We start from the raw sequence: 17,000 nt of genomic DNA on the forward strand, positions 1-17,000 counted from the left end.
CGCTGTCGCCGGTGGTTCATCCGGTCTTCACCCATCGATGCCGATCACATCGATGGACATCACTAGACTGTCGGCTCATGGACGTCGACGACGCACGGCAGACCGGCGGTGCCGGCACGCCCTGCTGCCCACCGCTGACCGGTACCGCGATGAGCGCGGAGCAGGCGGAGCGGGTCGCCCCCCTGCTCAAGGCGCTGGCCGACCCGGTGCGGCTGCGGCTGGTGAGCCTGATCGCCTCGGCCGAGCGGGGCGAGGCGTGCGTGTGCGACCTCAACGAGGCCTTCGACCTCACCCAGGCCACGGTCAGCCACCACCTGAAGGTGCTGCACTCGGCAGGAGTGCTGGACCGGGAGAAGCGCGGCGTCTGGGTCTGGTACGCCGTGCGCCCCCAGGCCCTGGCTGCCGTGGCCACCCTGTTCGCCTCGCCCGCCCTCGTGGGCGCCGGCCGGTGAGCGACACCGTCGGCGAGACCGCCCGTCCCGGCACCGGCCTCGACGCCCCGGTGCTGCAGCGACTGTCCACCCTCGACCGGTTCCTGCCGGTGTGGATCATCGCCGCCATGGCCGCCGGCCTGCTGCTCGGCCGCCTCGTCCCCGGCCTCGACGACGCCCTCGACGCCGTCGAGGTCGGCGACGTCAGCCTGCCGATCGCGATCGGGCTGCTGCTGATGATGTACCCGGTGCTGGCCAAGGTCCGGTACACCGAGCTCGACCGGGTCACCGGCGACCGCAAGCTGCTGGGCGCCAGCCTGGTGCTCAACTGGCTGGTCGGCCCGGCGCTGATGTTCGCGCTGGCCTGGCTGCTCCTGCCCGACCTGCCCGAGTACCGCACCGGCCTGATCATCGTCGGCCTCGCCCGCTGCATCGCCATGGTGCTGATCTGGAACGACCTGTCCTGCGGCGACCGCGAAGCCGCCGCCGTCCTCGTCGCCCTCAACTCGGTCTTCCAGATCCTCGCCTTCGCCGCGCTCGGCTGGTTCTACCTCCAGGTCCTCCCGGGCTGGCTGGGCCTGTCGACCACGTCGGCGGAGTTCAGCGTCTGGGCGATCGTGGTCTCGGTACTGGTCTTCCTCGGCATCCCGCTGCTCGCCGGCTTCCTCACCCGCACGATCGGTGAGCGCGCCCGTGGCCGCGAGCACTACGAGAGCCGCGTGCTCCCCCGGATCGGCCCCATCGCGCTGTACGGGCTGCTGTTCACCATCGTCATGCTGTTCGCACTGCAGGGCGATGCGATCACCTCGAACCCCTGGGACGTCGCGCGCATCGCGATGCCGCTGCTGGCCTACTTCTCCCTGATGTTCGGCGGCAGCTTCCTGCTCGGGATGCGCCTGGGCCTCGGCTACGCCAAGACCGCGACGCTGGCCTTCACCGCGGCGGGCAACAACTTCGAGCTGGCCATCGCCGTGGCGATCGGCACCTTCGGCGTCACCAGCGGCCAGGCCCTCGCCGGCGTCGTCGGGCCGCTCATCGAGGTCCCCGTCCTCGTCGGTCTCGTCTACGTCTCCCTCTGGGCGGCCCGGCGCTGGTTCCCCGGCGACCGCACCGTCCCCGACGCCGTCCGGAGCGCCCGATGACCCAGCCCACCCGGCCCAGCGTGCTGTTCGTCTGCGTGCACAACGCCGGCCGGTCGCAGATGGCCGCCGGCTGGCTGCGTCACCTCGCCGGGGACGCCGTCGTCGTCCGCTCCGCCGGGTCGGTGCCCGCCGAGCAGCTCAACCCGGCCGCGGTCGAGGCGATGGCCGAGGTCGGCATCGACATCGCCGACCAGCGCCCCGAGGTGCTCACCACCGGTGCGGTCGAGGCCTCCGACGTCGTCATCACCATGGGCTGTGGCGACGCGTGCCCGGTCTTCCCGGGGAAGCGCTACCTGGACTGGGCCCTCGAGGACCCGGCGGGCAAGGGCGTGGAGTCGGTGCGGCCGATCCGCGACGAGATCGAGAGCCGCATCCGCGGCCTGCTCGCCGACCTGGGGACCGCACCGGTCTGAGCGGCCCGCTCGCCCGGAGCCGCGGCGGCTCAGCCGGTGGTGGCCGGTTGCCCCTCGGCCGACCAGCCGTGCGCCGATCCCGTCGCGAACCCCACGCCCGCGACCTCGGCGGCGTCACGCGCCCCGAGGTCGGTCGAGCAGACCCCGGTCGCGGGCAGCGCCAGCTCGACGCGCTCCGCGGCCGCCACATCGCCGGCCAGCGCGGCCGCGATCGAGCGCACCTGCTCGTAGCCGGTGGCCAGCAGGAACGTGGGCGCGCGGCCGTAGGACTTCACCCCGACCACGTAGAGGTGCTCGTCGGGGTGCGCCAGCAGCGCCGCGCCGTGCGGCGGGACGGTGCCGCAGGAGTGCGCGTTCGGGTCGATCAGCGGGGCCAGGCGCGCCGGCGCCTCGACGGCGGGGTCGAGGTCGAGACGGACCTCGCGGAGCAGGTCGAGGTCGGGGCGGAAGCCGGTCGCCGGCACGACGGCGTCGACCTCGAGGCGCACCACGGCGCCGTCCCGGCCCGCGCCGGTCACGGTCAGCCGACCGGCCCCGCCGTCCGGCGTCGCCAGAGAGGCGACGGTGAACTCGCGGACGAGGTCGACGGCGCCGACGGCGACGGCGTCCCGGAGCGTCCAGCCCAGCAGCCCGCGGGCCGGCAGGCCGTCGGCGTCCCCGCCGCCGTAGAGGCGGGCCGGCGAGCGGCCGCGGATCGCCCAGGTGACCCGCGTGCCCGGCTCCTGCTCCCGCAACCGGACGAGGGCCAGCAGCGTGGTCGCCGCCGAGTGGCCCATGCCGACGACGAGCGTGTGCCGCCCGGCGAACCGCTCCCGGTCGGTGCCGAGGACGTCCGGCAGCGGCCCGGTCAACCAGGCGCCGGCCCGGTCCTCCCCGACGGCAGGGAGCCCGGCGGCTCCCAGCGGGTTGCGGTGGCCCCACGTGCCCGAGGCGTCGAGCACCGCACGGACCGGCACGTCGGCGACCCCGCCGTCGGCGACGGTGCGGACGACGTAGGGCCGGCCGGCGCGGCCGACCGTACGGGTCTTGTCCACGCCGCTGCGGCTCACGGCGAGCACCCGGGTGCCGGTGCGGATGCGTGAGGCCAGCTCCGGGGTGGCCGCCAGCGGGGCGAGGTAGGCATCCACCAGTTCGGCCCCGGTGGGCAGCGCGTCCGGGTCGGGCGGCGTCCAGCCGTGCGCCACGAGCAGGCGCCGGGCCGCCGCGTCGACGTCGTAGGCCCACGGGGAGAACAGCCGCACGTGCCCCCAGGCCCGGACGGTGGCACCCACCTCCCCGCCGGCCTCCAGCACGAGCGACTCCAGCCCGCGTTCCAGCAGGTGCGCCGCGGCGGCCAGGCCCACAGGCCCGGCGCCGATGACCGCGACCGGGAGCTCCGACGTCGGCACGTCCGCCATGCCGGTCACCTCCACCATATTTCGACAGGTGTCTATGCCTGGTCAACGTAACAGTCGATGCTGTTGTCATCAACCGCGGCATGTCAGACTGGCTTGCATGCGACAGGACCTCGACGTGCGGCTCCTCGACCGCGGATCCCTGCTCTCGGCTGTCGACCGTGCCGGCCTGCTCGCACCCCGACTCAAGGCGCTCGGGGACCCCAACCGGCTGCACCTGCTGCTGCTGCTGGCGGACTCCCCGCGGTCGGTGCGCGAGCTGACCGAGCTCAGCGGGATGGGGCAGACGCTGGTGAGCCACCACCTCGCGCCGCTGCGCGAGCAGGGGCTGGTCACCGTCACCCCCGAGGGGCGCAGCAACGTCTACGCCCTGTGCTGCGAGGCGCTCGCCGGACCGGTCCGGCTGCTGGCCACCCTGGCCGCGCTCACCCCCGAGGGCGCCGACGCCTGCTGCGCTCCCTGAGGCGGTCCGGCGTCCGGCCGGCCGACGCGGCCGCGCCCGATCGACCCGTCCCGGTGTCGCCGGCGGCCTTGCGCGCTTCTTGCGGAAGCGCCGCGGTGGTCGTGCGGTGGAGTCGGCAGGGTCCTCGTCACCGGCGGGCGCACCCGCCGGTCCATGGCTCGGAGCCCGACCACACGGGGGACCCCTTGACGCTCGCCCACCTCGACCGCACCGTCCGCACCCTGCGCGTGCTGGTCGTCGACGACCACCGGACGTTCGCCGAGCTGCTCTCCGGAGCGCTGCAGTCGGCCGGGATGGACGCGGTCGGCGTGGCGCACTCGGCCGCCCAGGCGGTCGCCATGGCCCAGGACCTGCAGCCCGACGTCGTCGTGATGGACATCGAGATGCCCCGCCAGGACGGCCTGGCGGCGACCCGCCGCGTCCTGCAGGTCGCCCCCGACGCCGTCGTGGCCGTGGTCACCGCCCACCGGGACCCCGACTGGGTCGTCCGGGCCGCCCAGGCCGGCGCCTCGGCGTACATCCCCAAGGACGGCTCGCTCGCCGAGATGATCGACGTGCTGACCCGGGTGCAGTCCGGGCAGATGCTCGTGGCCCCCTCCACCTTCACCGGGGGTCCCACCTGCGCTCCCGCCGCCTCACCCGACCGGGGCGCGCCGCCGCAGCTGACCCGCCGCGAGCAGGAGGTCCTCGACTGCCTGGGCCGCGGCATGCAGGTCAAGGCCATCGCCCGCGTCCTGGGCATCACGCTGGAGACCGCGCGGGGCTACGTGAAGTCCCTGCACGCCAAGCTCGGGGTCCGCTCCCAGCTCGAGGCCGTCGTCAAGGCACAGCAGCTCGGCCTGCTGGTCCCTGCCGGCGACTGACCGACCGCCCTACCGGGATCGGACCGTCGCCGCCGCCCGCCGCAGCAACCGGACGCGCAGTCGTCCCGCCGCACGGGTCTCCAGCGCGGAGGCCCGGTGGATCGGAGGCGCAGCGGGCAGTTCGTCGAGCAGCCCGCGCCCGCGGACCGAGAGCATGAACGTCTCACTGTGCTGGTCGGCGTCCCGGGGCAACGACTCGAGGTAGCCGGCCTCGTGGAGCTCGGAGAAGGAGCCCAGGAGGTGGATCTGCCGCTGGCGCCACGTCTCGAGCGCGCTCCCCATCTCGCTGACCGCTGGGTTCAGCCGCTGGATCAGGGCGAACATGGATGCAGGCTGCGCCTCGGCCCGCACGGCTTCGAGGATCGCGCGGGCCTCGACGGAGATCTCCATGCCGGACGACGCTAGAGCCGCCACGCCGCATCCCGTCCGAGCAGAACCACCAAAGCAGCTCCCCCGCGGATGGGGAGCGTCGCCATGTGGCCGGATCAGTTCCGAGCAGGCCGTGCCGCCGCGAGGGTGGGCCCCGTGGGGATCGAACCCACAACCCGCGGATTAAAAGTCCGCTGCTCTGCCAGTTGAGCTAGAGGCCCGAGGGATCCGTCGTTCTCGCGGTTCGTCCGCAGATCTCCTCTCGGTGGGAGCCCACCGAGGTCGACCGGGCCGACGGATCCGCCACCGCGGAGACTACGGCTGCGGATCCTGGCCGTCGACGTCAGCGATCTCGGCTGCCGGCGGTGACCCGGGCGGCTCTCCGTGGCCGCAGCGCCGAGTCCCCCGTGCCCGCACGTCCTGCTCAGAGCACGTCGAGGAGCAGCAGCACGAGCAGGGTGAGGACGGCGGAGACGACGAGCGAGCCCAGGCAGCCGAGCCGGCTCGAGAAGAGGAAGAACACCGCGCAGTCCTGCCCCATCGCGGCACGTCGAACCTCGATCATCACCGTCGGTGTTCTTCATCACCCGGCATCACCCGGTCAGGGGATGTCTGGACGGGCCAGCGGCTACGTAGCGTCACATCTGTCCGAGAGCGCCACACCGACGTGAGACGCGCACCGGACCCCCAGACCCGGCCCGGTCGTCCTGATCCCCCCAGGGCGGCCGGGCCGGACCTCACGCCGGTCAGGCCGGCTGCTCGCAGACCTGCGCGACCAGGGCCCAGAAGAGGTCGACCTGCGCCGGTTCGACCGGGAGCGGCACCGGGACGCCCTCGCGGTCCCCGACGGCGACCAGCAGCGGGAAGACGAACGGCTGCTTCGTCTCGGCCAGCACGTGCGGCGCGCAGGTCGCGGGCGTGAACGCCACCGCGACCGATGCCTCGACGTCCCCCTCACCCAACTCGAGCGGGAGACCGTCGGCGCTGACGTCGAGGACCACCGAGCCGCGGGCGTCAGTGACGACGATCGGGCGGTCGCCGCTCCCGCGCCGGGTCAGGACGACGGCGCCACGGACCTCGTCGCCCTCGAGCGTCAGCCCCATCAGGGAGATGGCGGCCTCGGACAGCACCCCGGCGACCGCGCACTCCTCGCGGTGGACGACGTCGAGGTCGTCCCCGGAGAGGGGCACGCGCACCTCCTGGGCGGCTCCGTCCGGGCGGAGCACGGTGAGGCGCGCGGCGACGGGGGCCGGCTCCGCCGTGCACCGCGGCTCCCCGTAGCGCACCGGCAGCTCGATCACCCGGCGCGGCGCGAACGCCGCCGTCATCGGAGCCGCGGGCAGCGGCTCGAAGCCCGGCGAGTCGAGCGCGAGCGCGGTGATGGTGAACGGCTGGTCGCCGGTGTCGGTCACCCGGACGTGCACCTGTCCGCCGACGGCGACGTCGGTGCGCAACCGCACCACCTCGGCGTCGATGCCGGGCACCGCCGGCACGGTCGGCCCGGCGGTCGTGGGTGCGGCAGCCCGGGCCGGCGCGGGCGCCGGGTCCCCGGAGCACGCCGTGCAGAGCAGGACGACCGCCGCCGCCAGGGCCGCCCTACGCCTCATGCCGCCGCAGCGTAGGGCTGCGGGCGACCTACTCGTGCCGTCCGGGCAGCCGGGCCATGACCCGGCCGGCCTCCATCCGGACCTCGAGCTTCTCCTGCGGGTTGGCCGCCGGACCGCGCCGCGGCTCGCCGTTGTCCAGGTCGAACGCCGAGCCGTGCCAGGGGCAGACCAGGCACTGGTGGCCGCGCACGTCCTCGACCGATCCCTCGTGCAGGGGACCGGCAAGGTGCGAGCAGGAGCTGACGAACACGTCCACCCGCGTCCCCCGCCGGACGGCCGTCAACGGTACGTCGAAGCTCGCACCCTTCCCGGGTCGCAGGGCGGGCCGCCCCTCGGGCAGGTCGTCGAGCGGGCCCAGGTCGATCCAATCGGTGCTCAGGGCGCGGGCCGCAGTGGCTGCGTGCGAGGCGCCGGAGGCCTGCGCGTAGGACATGTGGCCGCCCACCGCCGCCGACCCGGTCGCCAGCCCCAGGCCCGCGTAGGACAGCACCCGCCCGAGGCCGTCCCGCCCCTGCCCCCGGGCGGCGAGGGAGCCCACGTAGAGCCCCAGCGCCACGGTGTTGGCGACCGCGTGCAGGGCGCCGAGCCGGCGGACGCCGACCTCCTGCTCCGACCAGTCGGCCGCGCCGGACAGGGCGGCGGGGACGGCGGCGGCCACGCCGGTGCCGATCAGCAGCGTCGCCGCCGGCCGCATCCGGGGGATCGCGTCGAGCAGCCCGGCGGACACCCAGCTGCCGACGGGGACCTGGACCAGAACCGGGTGCAGCGGATGGCCGAGCCAGGTGCCGTGCAGGAGGTCCTTGACCGCCTGCGGCCGCAGCACGGCCTGCACGGCCTTGCGGGCCGGTTCGATGGCCTTGTCGAAGGTCGCGACGTCTGCGATCCGGTCGAGGATCCCCATGAGGCTCATGCCGCTCCCCTACCCGGACAGGACGACAGCGAAGCCGGGTGACGTCCCGCACGACCGACCGGGTGAGTCCGGGAATAAGGGCTGGCTCCAGGGGATTGTCAGGAGGACCCTGGATGCTGACCGCGTGCCCGTCGAGAGGAGCGTCGTGACCTGCCCGTCGCTGTCCCGCCGTCCGGCGCTCGGCGACGCCTTCGGCACTGTCGCGGCCAGGGTCCGAGGCGAGGACACGCTCGGCCAGTTCGCCCGGTTCGTGCTGGTCGGGGGCGCGACGACGCTGGTGTACGCCGCCCTGTTCGTGGCGCTCACGGCGCTGGGTTACCTGCCCGCTCACCTGATCGCGACGGCCGCGTCGACCGCGCTGGCCAACGAACTGCACCGGCGGCTCACCTTCCGCGCCGGGGAGCGGGTGCACTGGTTCACCGCGCAGTGGGAGGCCGGCGGCATCACCGTGATCGGCCTGTTCGCCACCAGCGCGGCCCTCGGCGTCCTGGACTCGACGGTCGACTCGGTGAGCGTGGTCATCCAGGTCGCACTCGTCGTCACGGTCACCGGGCTGATCGGTCTCATGCGCTTCATCGCGCTGCGCTGGATCTTCCGGGCACCGGTGGCCGACGCCGCCTGATCCGCGGCGGTCCCGGTCGGCCGCTCAGTACGGTGGGCCGGTGAGCGAGCCGAGCACTCCCTCGCGTCGCTCCCGGGCGCTGCGGCGGGCCGGCCGTTGGACCGTCCGCGTGGTCATCGCGCTGGTCGGGGCCTTCCTCGGCATCCTGGTGCTCGGCCGGGTCGCGGCGCCGATCGGCCCGTTCGACGCGACGGTGGCGTTCCGGCCGTTCGGCGGCGGAGCGGACCTCGACATCCCACCGCTCGGCGCGCTCGAGGTCGACGCGTACGACGGTCCACTGCGCCTGGAGATCCAGCTCAGCCGGGTCGACGAGATCCGCGCCCAGGCACTCGCCGCCGACCCCAGCCGGCTCGACGGAGTCGTCGACCGGGTCAGCGCCGACCTGCGTGACGCGGTCGAGCGGGTCGCGTTGCTCACCGCCCTCGCGGCGGTCGGTGGCGCGACGCTGACCTCGCTGCTCGTCCTCCGGCGCCGCCGCGAGACGGTCATCGCCCTGGGCCTGTCCACCGCGCTGGTCGCGGGCACCGGCGGGCTCGCCGCGGCGACCTGGCGGCCCGAGGCGCTGTCGCAGCCGACGTACACCGGGCTGCTGGTGAACGCGAACAGCCTCATCGGGAGCGCCCAGGACATCGTCGCGCGCTTCGACGCCTATCGCGCCTCCCTCGAGGACCTCGTCGCCAACGTCAGCACGCTGTACTCGACGCTGTCCACGCTGCCACCTCCCGGTGGGCGGGCCGACTCGGTCGCGCTGCTGCACGTCTCCGACCTGCACCTCAACCCCGCCGGGTTCGACCTGGTCCGGCAGGTCGCCGCGCAGTTCGAGGTGGACGGCGTCCTCGACACCGGCGACATCACCGACTGGGGCAGCGAACCGGAGAACCGGCTGATCTCGTCGATCGGGACCCTCGACGTCCCCTACGTCTTCATCCGCGGCAACCACGACTCCGCCGTCACCGCCGGCCTGGTCGCGTCCCAGCCGAACGCGACCGTCCTCGACGACTCCGCGGTGACGGTGGCCGGCATCGAGGTCGTCGGGACGCCGGACCCCCGCTTCACCCCCGACCAGGGCGCGACCGGCGACGTCGAGTCGCTCGAGGAGACCGGCGAGGGGCTGGCCGAGTTCGTCGACGACCTGCCCGACCCCCCGTCGATCGCACTGGTGCACGACCCGAAGCAGGCCGTGCCGCTGGACGGCGTCGTCCCCGTCGTGCTGGCCGGGCACACCCACGAGCGGGAGGTCACCGAGCTCGACGACGGGACCCTCCTCATGGTGCAGGGCTCGACCGGTGGCGCCGGGCTGCGCGGCCTGCAGGGCGAGTACCCCGAGCCGCTGACCTGCACCGTGCTCTACCTGGACCCGGACACCGGCGCGCTCACCGCCTACGACCAGATCACCCTCGGCGGCCTGGGCGAGACCGAGGTGACGATCGGGCGCGTGGTGATCGAGCCGCCGTCCGACGGGGACGGCGGCACGGAGGACGGCGACCAGCCGCCGGCGGGGACCGAGGACGGCGACGACACCGGCACCCCTGCCTCCCCGACCGGCTGAGACCCCCGCTCTAGGCTCCTGGCATGCCCTCGACGACTCGTGCCGCCCGCCTGGCCGCCGGTGCCCTCGCCGGCGGACTGGCCCTGCTGCCGCTGAGCGCCTGCTCCTTCACCTCGAACAACTTCTCGTGCAGCGGGACGTCGTGCACCGTGTCGCTGTCCGGCGAGGGCTCCGAGGTCGAGATCCTCGGCACGACCGTGACCCTCGGTGGCGTCCAGGACGGCCGCGCCTCCATCAGCGTGGGCGGGGCGAGCGTCTCCTGCGCCCAGGGGGAGACGGTCACGGCCGGCCCGCTGTCCCTGGAGTGCACCACGGTGGCAGACGACTCGGTGGAGCTCAGCGCCTCCCTCGGCTGAGACCGGGCGTCACCCGGCGTCGGCGACCTCGAGCACGATGCGGGTGGGGTCCTCGAGCGCGTAGACCCGGAAGGGCGCCTTCGCCGACGTCCCGACGAAGGCCACCGACGTGCCCTCGAAGGTGGCGTCCCACACGACCTCGGTGACCACCTGCGTGCCGTTGCCGGGGAGCGGGTCGGGGCCGGCCCACTCCTCCACGCCGCTGTCGAAGGGGTAGGCCGTCCCGGTGAGGGTCACCTGGAGGACGGCCTCGCCGTCGACCGCCACCGGCGCCCCGCTGCCCTGGGAGCTGGCCTCGTCGACGTAGCGGACGTCCCAGCCGGGGGTCCCCGTGCCCCCCACCTCGAAGACGACCCGGTCGTAGGACTCCTGTCGCCCCGTACGGATCTCGGTGACGGTCACCTGCGAGTCGGCGGAGGCCGACTGGGTGTCGGGCTCCGCGTTCGCGGTGAACGGGGGCGCGTCGGGACCCTCGTCCTCTCCGCCCGGCGCGCTGCTGGCGGCCGGCTCCGACGTCTCGGAACCCGCCGCGGCGGTCGAGGTGGCACTGCTGGAGGACGACGCGGTGTCGGCGTCGTCGTCGCCACACCCGGCGAGCAGCGTCACGGCGAACAGGAGCGACGGCGCCACGAGGGCGGCGGAACGGCGGCGGGTCACCGCCCGAGGGTGCCAGTGGTCAGGGCGTCCAGCCGCGAGGCCGACGGACGTGTCGCCGAGGATCGCGTCACTCAGAACGGTGGCAGGTCGTCGGCCGGTTCGGGTGCCGGTGGTGGCGGTCCCGGGGGCGCGGTCAGGACCCGGGCGCCGCTGACCGGCAGCCGGGATCGGGTCAGATCGGCTGGGCGGTGGTCCGGGTGCCGGTCGGCTGGGCGTCGGTCGGCTGGGTCCCGGTCGCTGGGCGAGTGGCCGGGTGGTCGGGTGGTGCGGGTGACGCCGCTGGGGGTGGTCACGGTCAGCACCCCGTCGGGGGTCATCGCATAGCGCCAGCCGGGGGCGTGGGTCTTGAGCCGGTGGTGGCGGCGGCACAGGCAGCAGAGGTTCTGGCAGGCGGTCGGCCCGCCGCAGGCGTAGGACTGCACGTGGTCGAGGTCGGCCCAGCCGGCCCGGTTGGAGCAGCCGGGATGCCGGCAGGTCCGGTCCCGGGTCTGCACCCACCGCCGCTGCGCAGGCGTCGGCTCGTACCGGTCGATCGGCGGCGGCCGGTCCAACACCGGACAGCCGCAGGTGTCTGGTGCCGGGTGGTCGTCGGACGCCGCATGCGCTGTGTCGGGTTGTCGTCGGCGGCGGCGTCTCCGGCCGATGGGCTGGTCGTGGATGGGGCAGCCGCGGCGGGCGATGCTCTCCAGTTCCCGCCGGGACGCGGTCGCCCACAGGGTGCCGTCCGGGTCGGTGATCGCCACCGTCAGACTGCCCCCGGTCGGGGCCTGCAGCCCGCCGGGACAGACCGCATCCAGCTGGATCAGCAGCTCCCGGACGTGGCCGGCGGTGATCGGCTCCCCACCCACCACCGCGGTCGGTGCGGGCACCGACCCCGGCCGCACCAGCACCGCACCCGCACTAGCGGTGTCGGGCCCGGGTGGGCTGAGCAGGTCCAGCGGCGCAGCACCCGCAGGGGTCCTGGTGGGGCGGAGCGCGTCCAGGGGTGCGGTGATCGTCAGCTGCGCGGTCACGGGGTCGCGGGTGTCGTTCCACGGGCGCAGGGTCAGGTCGGCCAGTGCACCGACCCGCAGCACCCCCAGGGGGCGGTCGTCACCGGCGGCCTTTCCCGCCCGCGCATGACCGGTGAGGGTGTCCCGCACCGCCAGAGCGAGCGGCTGCGGCATCCGCGCGACCAGCTCGGCCATCCCGTCCCCGGCCGGGCGGACGGTCACGTCCGCGGCCGCCTCCGCGTCCCGCCGGCGCACCTCCGCCGCCGCGGCGTCCCGGGCGGTCAGCTCCCGCCGCACCACCGCGATCAGCTGCCGGACCGACAGCTCCATCGCCGTCGGCAACACCGCGGCCTCCACCTCCGCGAGCACCAGCGGATCAGTGGACCGCGCCTTCCACCCCAGCTCGTGCGCCATCGCCCGCGCCCGCGGCCAGTCCAGCCGCCCATCGGCCAACGCCGCCCACGTCCCGGGCAACTTCCCGACCAGCGTCACCGCCTGATCGGTCAACGCGGTCGCCGCGCCCCGGGAGCAGTTCAGCACCTGCGCCAACTCATCGGCGAAGAACTCCGACACACCCTCCGGCGCCCCCGGCCCCACCACGTCGGCCGCGGCCCCACCGGGAGAACCGGCCGGAACGTCGAACACCGCCGGCCGGTCCCCGGCCAACGACGCCACCAGATCCACCCGGTACGCCGCGATCATCGCCTCCAACCGGGCCAGGCGCCCCAACTCCAGCGCCTTCTCCGCCGGCGTCCGCGACGACACCGGCAGCACCTCCGACAGGCGCGCCGGACGCTCCCACTCCGCCAACTGCGAGGGCACCACGAGATCAGCGACCGTCAACCCGACGCCGAACCCGCCACCGATGAACACACCCCGAACCTAGACACCGGGTACGACAGTTCCAGGCCGCTGAGCAGGGAGAACGGAGACGAGCGCTCCGACGTGGCCGACCAGGGGAACACCCCGCGTCGGGACCCCCGTCCGGGCCATGTATGGTTCTCGCTGCCCCCGGCGAACACGAGCCCCCATCGTCTAGCGGTCCAGGACGCCGCCCTTTCAAGGCGGTAGCACGGGTTCGAACCCCGTTGGGGGCACGCAGCACAGCAAGGCCCTGTAGCGCAGTTGGTTAGCGCGCCGCCCTGTCACGGCGGAGGTCGCGGGTTCGAGTCCCGTCAGGGTCGCTCTCCGGTGGAGACACCGGGAGGGGCAGGTAGCTCAGTCGGTACGAGCGCTCGCCTGAAAAGCGAGAGGTCGGCGGTTCGACCCCGCCCCTGCCCACACACACTGCCCCACCGTCGCCGAGGCGACGGGTCCGCCGCGACTCCCTGACAGTCAGTCCCGCCGGCGGTCGCCCATCACCTGCGCGTACACCTGCTCGTGCACGGCCTGGACGGCGGCGCGCTGCTGGTCCCGCCAGGCCCGGTCAGCCGGCCGGGGGGCAGGGCGCGCGAGAGCCGCCGTGACCGCGGCGTCGAGGGAGACGGGGTCGAAGCCGTCGTCCTCGTCGTTGCCGTAGGTCACCACGTCGGACCACTGGTCGGCGAACCACCCGCAACTGGGCGCGACCACGCGGGTCCCGACGTCGCGGCAGATCTCCAGGTCCCGCGAGTGGGTGCCGCACCGCTCCGCCAGGACGGCGACGTGGAGTTCCTGCAACTGCGCCACCCAGCCGTCGTCGTCCCGCGCGACGTACTCCAGCGTGTCGCCGGCGGAGGGCACCGGCGGGGGGACCACGCCGTCGTCGAGGTACACCCGCAGCCGTCCCCCGCCGTTGACCGCGCCCGACAGTGCCGCCCGCACCAGCCCCGAGGGATCCGGCACTGCCGGCCCGCGTGCCCCCAGCCGCAGCCCGACCAGCCCGCGTTCGGCGCCCAGGTCGGGCACCGGCGTGACGACCGACGGGTGCGCCACCACGATCGCCGTTCGCCCGAACCGCTCGGCGATCTCGTCGGCGGCGCCCGGGGTCAGCGTCAGCACCACCTCCGCCGTGGCCAGGAGCGCACCGAGATGGGCGTCGTGCCGCTGCGGGGAGGGGTTCTCCGGATCGCGCAGCTGGTGGACCGTCGTCACGATGGGGACGCCGGTCCGCCGCGCCGTCTCCGTCCAGCTGACCACCTCGTCCTCGGGCAGGTGGCCGTAGCCGGTGTGCAGGTGCACCACGTCGACGTCGGCGGCGTGCACGGCGAGGTAGCCGGGGTCGAGCCACGGGCTGGGGCCGCCGACCGGCCCCACCCGGACCACTCCCGCGGGCAGGACGGCGTCGACGTAGGGATCGTGGTGCGGCACCGTCGCCACCCGGGGACGCAGGTCTCCCGGATGCTCTGCGGTGCTCACGCGGACGTACTCCTCCTGCGGCCGCGCACTGCACCGGCAGGGGCGGATCTCCATCGACGGTGACGGGTCGTCCCGTTCTCGTTACCCATCATGCCGATGGCGAACCAGGAGGATCACCCTGAGTACAGGGGATCCCTCGGAGGAGTCAGCTGCTCAGCCCGGCGCACTCACCAGCGACGCGAGGTGCGCGTGCACCAGCGTGATGGCGAGCGCGCCCTCACCCACGGCCGAGGCCACCCGCTTCACGGAGGTCGACCGCACGTCGCCGGCCGCGAAGACGCCGGGCGTGCTCGTCTCCAGCAGCCCCGGAGGACGGTCCAGCGACCAGGCCGGGTCGGTCTCCCCGGACATGAGCGCCGTCCCGGTCTGCAGGAAGCCCCACCGGTCGCGGGCCAGCGTGCCGGCCAGCCAGTCGGTGCGCGGCTCGCTGCCGATGAGCAGGAACAGCACCCCGGTCTCCTCCGTCTCCGCCCCTGAGTCGAGGTCGCGCAGGACGAACGACTCCAGGAAGTCGGTGCCACCGCCACCGACGACCTGCACCCGGGTGCGGATGTCGATGTTCGGCAGCGCCTCGAGCTCGCGGATGAGGTAGTCCGACATGGTCGCCGCCAGCCCCTGCTTGCGGACGAGGACGGTGACCTGGTCGGCGTAGCGGGACAGGTGGACAGCCGCCTGACCCGCCGAGTTCCCCCCACCCACCACGAAGACGTGCCGGCCGCGCATCGCCGGTGCCTCGCTGACCGCCGCGCCGTAGAAGACGCCGCGTCCGGCGAGTGCCTCGAGTTCCGGGACACCGATCCGCCGCCAGCTCGCGCCGAGCGCGAGGACGACGGTGCGCGCGCACACCGAGGTGCCGTCGCTGAGGTCGAGGTGGTGCAGCCCACCCTCCGAGCGCAGCGCCTGCGCATGGCGCATGAAGTGGAACGTGCTCCCGAAGGCCCACGCCTGCTGGTAGGAGCTGAAGGCCAGCCGGTTGCCGCTGATCCCGGTCGGGAAGCCGGGGTAGTTGCGGATCATCGAGCTGGTGCCGGCCTGCCCGCCGACCGCCTCGGCCTCCAGCACGAGCGTGGACAGGCCCTCGGAGGCCGCGTACACGCTGGCGCCGAGTCCGGCCGGGCCCGCGCCGACCACGACGAGGTCGTACACCGCGGTCGGGTCGAGCGGCTCGAAGAGCCCGAAGGCCTCGGCGACCTCGAGGTCGCTCGGGTCCTGCAGCACCGTGTGCTCCGGGTGGAAGCGCAGCACGACCACGGGCAACGCCGGCGACTCGAGCCCCAACCCCTCCAGCAGCGCCTTCCCCCTCGGGGAGGCGGCCTCGTAGAAGCCGAGCGGGATGCGGTTCCGGTTCATCTGGTCGCGCAGGTGCTGCGCGCGCGGCGACCACCGCTCGCCGATCATCACCACCGCCTCGCGGCCGCCGCCCCGGCGGTTGGCGGACTCCTCGAGCACCTCGGTCACCGCTCGGTGGAACTCCTCGTCGGCCTCGCCCTCCGGGGCGTAGACCCACCGGTCGAGCTGGCCCAGGGTGAGCGCCTCGAAGATGGGACGCGCGGTCTCCCACGCCCCCCACCGGACGAGCGCGACGGCGAGGGCGCCCGGGTGCCCGGCGTGCAGCGCCCGCAGCACCGTCAGCCCGTCCGGGTCCTCGGGACCGAGCCCACCCAGGAAGGCGGCCACCGGGGGGTCTCCCCAGGCGGCCAGGGCTGCCGGCACCTCGCCGGCCTCGATGCAGGCGACCACCACGTAGTCGGCCCCGTAGCGCCGCTTGAGCTCCCGGACCGTGGCCAGCCGGGGGGCCTCGTCCCGGCACACGACCACCACGGCCCCGTGGTAGTCCTCACCCATGCCGGCGCCGCCCCTCCGGCGTGGGCGCCAGCCGCCAGCCCGCGGCGCCGGTGCCGACCACCGCCACCACGGCCACCGCGAACACCCAGGCCGCCGGCTCACCCCACTCGACGGTGCCGGCGAAGCGGGCCACCGCCACCGCGACCAGCACCCCGAAGACGGTGTAGGCGATCGCCGCCGTCCGCAGCCGCTCCAGGTCGCCGGCGATCGCGGCGAGGGCCGTCGCGACGCCGAAGGCGACCAGCCAGGCGGCCACCACGCGGGCGGTCAACGGCGTGAGCGGCCACGGCCACAACGTCGTCGCCGTCGAGGGAGCCGCGAACAGCGCCGCACCGACCGCGGTCAGGAGCACCGACTCGGCGCCGAGCAGGCCGCGCAGCACCGCGGGTACGGGGGCGCGGGCCGGCGGGTCGGTGCCCGGTGCGCGCTCCTGCGGGAGCAGCAGCGCCAGCATGGCCAGCGGGACGACGACGTAGACCGCGAGCCAGAACCAGGCCGCGGCCCGCGCGATCGCCGGCCCGGCGGCGAACTCCGCGGAGAAGTGGAACCGGTCCAGGTGCAGCAGCGTCGCGGCCAGGGTGAGCACGACGAAGACCAGGATCGTCAGCAGCGGCACACGGGTGCGCGCCCACACGGCGTCCCGCAGCGAGAGGGCCACCAGCACGCAGCCGGCCGCGTAGCCGGCACCGAGGAAGGCGGCGGTCAGCGGCGGCTGGATGGTCCAGGCGAAGGTCTCGTCGGTCTGCTCGGCCAGGACGAACAGGGCGACCACTGCCATCGCGGTGAGCAGGCTGAACGCGGCGAGCAGCAGCCGCATCGCGGGGAGCAGTTCGCGGGCTCGCGCGGTGGGTTCCGGAGTGCGGGTGGTGGAGGCGTCCACAAGGACCTCCCGTGCGCCTCGGTTCCCCCGTGCACGGTGACGGACGGGGGAATCGAACCACCGGCCCCTCGCCCTGTCACTGCCTTTCCGCGGGCCCCGCGACGTCCTTAGACTCGCCGGGACGACGGTGCCGTCGCCGCGCCGCTGACGGCACCGGGCGGGGGAGGTGT

Annotated in this window: 16 protein-coding genes, 4 tRNA genes and 1 pseudogene; 11 read left to right on the forward strand and 10 right to left on the reverse strand. The window is 74.3% G+C overall.

From position 1 onward, the window contains the following. Nucleotides 1-77 precede the first annotated feature (77 nt). The 3 genes from GCU56_RS17820 to GCU56_RS17830 are packed head-to-tail and all read left to right on the forward strand — an operon-like array spanning nt 78 to nt 1,986. Nucleotides 78-452, forward strand: a complete 375-nt coding sequence (locus GCU56_RS17820) for an ArsR/SmtB family transcription factor (protein ID WP_163483094.1) — start codon at nt 78-80, stop codon at nt 450-452. Beyond that, the gene (arsB, locus tag GCU56_RS17825) at nt 449-1,573 is read left to right on the forward strand and encodes an ACR3 family arsenite efflux transporter (RefSeq protein ID WP_345771916.1); all 1,125 of its coding nucleotides are present in this window, start codon (nt 449-451) and stop codon (nt 1,571-1,573) included. The genes GCU56_RS17820 and arsB overlap by 4 nt, the downstream gene beginning before the upstream one ends. Continuing rightward, the gene (locus GCU56_RS17830; RefSeq protein ID WP_163483095.1) at nt 1,570-1,986 is read left to right on the forward strand and encodes an arsenate reductase ArsC; all 417 of its coding nucleotides are present in this window, start codon (nt 1,570-1,572) and stop codon (nt 1,984-1,986) included. Before arsB ends, GCU56_RS17830 begins: the two co-directional genes overlap by 4 nt. A gap of 1,241 nt (nt 1,987-3,227) precedes the next feature. Here the strand turns inward: GCU56_RS17830 and GCU56_RS25880 are convergent. Further along, nucleotides 3,228-3,401, reverse strand: a pseudogene (locus GCU56_RS25880) (FAD-dependent oxidoreductase); the annotation flags it as partial. Between the two features lie 79 nt (nt 3,402-3,480). Between GCU56_RS25880 and GCU56_RS17840 the strand changes: the two are divergent. Both GCU56_RS17840 and GCU56_RS17845 read left to right on the forward strand, forming a co-directional pair. Continuing rightward, entirely contained in the window at nt 3,481-3,843 is a 363-nt protein-coding gene (locus GCU56_RS17840) for an ArsR/SmtB family transcription factor (protein WP_163483097.1), read from the forward strand. 185 nt (nt 3,844-4,028) lie between these two features. Next, complete coding sequence (locus tag GCU56_RS17845) at nt 4,029-4,706, forward strand: response regulator transcription factor (protein WP_163483098.1); 678 nt, start codon at nt 4,029-4,031, stop codon at nt 4,704-4,706. A 9-nt stretch (nt 4,707-4,715) separates the two neighbouring features. On the opposite strand, the gene GCU56_RS17850 is transcribed toward GCU56_RS17845, so the two are convergent. From GCU56_RS17850 to GCU56_RS17865, 4 genes are all read right to left on the reverse strand, one after another. After that, on the reverse strand, nt 4,716-5,096 hold the full coding sequence (locus GCU56_RS17850; protein ID WP_163483099.1) for a hypothetical protein: 381 nt from the start codon (nt 5,094-5,096) through the stop codon (nt 4,716-4,718). Between the two features lie 127 nt (nt 5,097-5,223). Next, nucleotides 5,224-5,296 (reverse strand) — tRNA-Lys (locus GCU56_RS17855). Between the two features lie 525 nt (nt 5,297-5,821). Further along, nucleotides 5,822-6,682, reverse strand: a complete 861-nt coding sequence (locus GCU56_RS17860) for a hypothetical protein (RefSeq protein WP_163483100.1) — start codon at nt 6,680-6,682, stop codon at nt 5,822-5,824. A gap of 28 nt (nt 6,683-6,710) precedes the next feature. After that, nucleotides 6,711-7,592, reverse strand: a complete 882-nt coding sequence (locus GCU56_RS17865) for a DUF2231 domain-containing protein (protein ID WP_163483101.1) — start codon at nt 7,590-7,592, stop codon at nt 6,711-6,713. 124 nt (nt 7,593-7,716) lie between these two features. On the opposite strand from GCU56_RS17865, the gene GCU56_RS17870 reads away from it, so the two are divergent. The 3 genes from GCU56_RS17870 to GCU56_RS17880 are packed head-to-tail and all read left to right on the forward strand — an operon-like array spanning nt 7,717 to nt 10,119. After that, complete coding sequence (locus GCU56_RS17870; protein WP_345771917.1) at nt 7,717-8,214, forward strand: GtrA family protein; 498 nt, start codon at nt 7,717-7,719, stop codon at nt 8,212-8,214. Nucleotides 8,215-8,254: 40 nt separating this feature from the next. Beyond that, the gene (locus GCU56_RS17875; protein ID WP_163483102.1) at nt 8,255-9,763 is read left to right on the forward strand and encodes a metallophosphoesterase; all 1,509 of its coding nucleotides are present in this window, start codon (nt 8,255-8,257) and stop codon (nt 9,761-9,763) included. 23 nt (nt 9,764-9,786) lie between these two features. Then, nucleotides 9,787-10,119, forward strand: coding sequence for a hypothetical protein (locus tag GCU56_RS17880; protein WP_163483103.1), 333 nt, complete (start codon nt 9,787-9,789; stop codon nt 10,117-10,119). Nucleotides 10,120-10,128: 9 nt separating this feature from the next. Here GCU56_RS17880 and GCU56_RS17885 read toward each other — a convergent pair whose 3' ends face one another. Further along, entirely contained in the window at nt 10,129-10,776 is a 648-nt protein-coding gene (locus tag GCU56_RS17885; RefSeq protein WP_163483104.1) for an AMIN-like domain-containing (lipo)protein, read from the reverse strand. 71 nt (nt 10,777-10,847) lie between these two features. After that, nucleotides 10,848-12,641, reverse strand: coding sequence for a DUF222 domain-containing protein (locus GCU56_RS17890; RefSeq protein WP_163483105.1), 1,794 nt, complete (start codon nt 12,639-12,641; stop codon nt 10,848-10,850). 151 nt (nt 12,642-12,792) lie between these two features. Between GCU56_RS17890 and GCU56_RS17895 the strand changes: the two genes are divergently transcribed. From GCU56_RS17895 to GCU56_RS17905, 3 genes are all read left to right on the forward strand, one after another. Next, nucleotides 12,793-12,865 (forward strand) — tRNA-Glu (locus GCU56_RS17895). A gap of 13 nt (nt 12,866-12,878) precedes the next feature. Then, nucleotides 12,879-12,952, forward strand: a tRNA-Asp gene (locus GCU56_RS17900). Nucleotides 12,953-12,975: 23 nt separating this feature from the next. After that, nucleotides 12,976-13,049: transfer RNA gene (locus GCU56_RS17905), tRNA-Phe, on the forward strand. Between the two features lie 54 nt (nt 13,050-13,103). On the opposite strand, the gene GCU56_RS17910 is transcribed toward GCU56_RS17905, so the two are convergent. From GCU56_RS17910 to GCU56_RS17920, 3 genes are all read right to left on the reverse strand, one after another. Beyond that, nucleotides 13,104-14,105, reverse strand: coding sequence for a hypothetical protein (locus GCU56_RS17910; RefSeq protein WP_345771918.1), 1,002 nt, complete (start codon nt 14,103-14,105; stop codon nt 13,104-13,106). Nucleotides 14,106-14,258: 153 nt separating this feature from the next. Further along, nucleotides 14,259-15,950, reverse strand: a complete 1,692-nt coding sequence (locus GCU56_RS17915) for an NAD(P)/FAD-dependent oxidoreductase (protein WP_163483107.1) — start codon at nt 15,948-15,950, stop codon at nt 14,259-14,261. Continuing rightward, a complete protein-coding gene (locus GCU56_RS17920; RefSeq protein WP_163483108.1) occupies nt 15,943-16,830 on the reverse strand; it encodes a hypothetical protein in 888 nt (295 codons plus the stop codon). Before GCU56_RS17920 ends, GCU56_RS17915 begins: the two co-directional genes overlap by 8 nt. Between the last annotated feature and the right edge of the window lie 170 nt (nt 16,831-17,000).

This window comes from Geodermatophilus sabuli (assembly GCF_010686765.1).
Lineage (GTDB): Bacteria > Actinomycetota > Actinomycetes > Mycobacteriales > Geodermatophilaceae > Geodermatophilus > Geodermatophilus sabuli_A.

Bases quoted from the DNA above. Each gene is read 5' to 3' on its own strand.
- GCU56_RS17865 (WP_163483101.1), bottom strand. From the start codon at position 7,592: ATGAGCCTCATGGGGATCCTCGACCGGATCGCAGACGTCGCGACCTTC.
- GCU56_RS17830 (WP_163483095.1), top strand. From the start codon at position 1,570: ATGACCCAGCCCACCCGGCCCAGCGTGCTGTTCGTCTGCGTGCACAAC.
- GCU56_RS17840 (WP_163483097.1), top strand. From the start codon at position 3,481: ATGCGACAGGACCTCGACGTGCGGCTCCTCGACCGCGGATCCCTGCTC.
- GCU56_RS17850 (WP_163483099.1), bottom strand. From the start codon at position 5,096: ATGGAGATCTCCGTCGAGGCCCGCGCGATCCTCGAAGCCGTGCGGGCC.
- GCU56_RS17880 (WP_163483103.1), top strand. From the start codon at position 9,787: ATGCCCTCGACGACTCGTGCCGCCCGCCTGGCCGCCGGTGCCCTCGCC.
- GCU56_RS17915 (WP_163483107.1), bottom strand. From the start codon at position 15,950: ATGGGTGAGGACTACCACGGGGCCGTGGTGGTCGTGTGCCGGGACGAG.
- GCU56_RS17860 (WP_163483100.1), bottom strand. From the start codon at position 6,682: ATGAGGCGTAGGGCGGCCCTGGCGGCGGCGGTCGTCCTGCTCTGCACG.
- GCU56_RS17820 (WP_163483094.1), top strand. From the start codon at position 78: ATGGACGTCGACGACGCACGGCAGACCGGCGGTGCCGGCACGCCCTGC.